The organism is Bacteroides sp. 4_1_36 (assembly GCF_003466325.1).
In the GTDB taxonomy this organism is placed as follows: domain Bacteria; phylum Bacteroidota; class Bacteroidia; order Bacteroidales; family Bacteroidaceae; genus Bacteroides; species Bacteroides uniformis.
The window spans coordinates 1-456 of record NZ_QSOX01000065.1 but is presented as its reverse complement, the minus strand read 5'-3'; the positions used below and the strand labels follow the sequence as shown (position 1 = coordinate 456).

Genomic DNA, 456 nt, shown 5'->3' with positions numbered 1-456 from the left:
TTGACAATGACGAAGCCGGGAGGAAAGCGGTTGAAGCCATAAGGCAGGAATACAAATGGCGTGTACGTGACGTATCACACCTGTACAGCGGTCACAATGACCTGAACGACTATTTGCGTAGCCTTAAAGTGAAACAATCCCAAGATTTGACAGTTACCGACAAGCCCCAGCCGGAGCAGGATAACAGACAAAATCCGGGTGAAAAAAGAAAGAGAGGGCTAAGGATGTGACCTGCAAGACTGGCGGCATGAACAGACGGCAGGCTGTGTGATTAGGGAGAGCAAGGTTATGTTTCGGTAGACCGAAACACCTTGCTTTGCTTGACAGCAAAGAAAATTTCTCCCGTTGGTCGCAATTTTTAAGATACCACCTAAAAGCAAAAACGTATGACAGGGACAAGGAACAAACCGGGAGGTCGCCCGGCAAAAAGCCGGATAGACAAGCAGAACCGGGTAG

At 48.7% G+C, this 456-nt stretch carries 2 pseudogenes; both read left to right on the top strand.

Annotated elements, in window-relative coordinates:
- Positions 1-230 (top strand): annotated as a pseudogene (locus DXD65_RS21455) (toprim domain-containing protein); the annotation flags it as partial.
- A gap of 156 nt (positions 231-386) precedes the next feature.
- Positions 387-456 (top strand): annotated as a pseudogene (locus tag DXD65_RS21450) (plasmid mobilization relaxosome protein MobC); the annotation flags it as partial.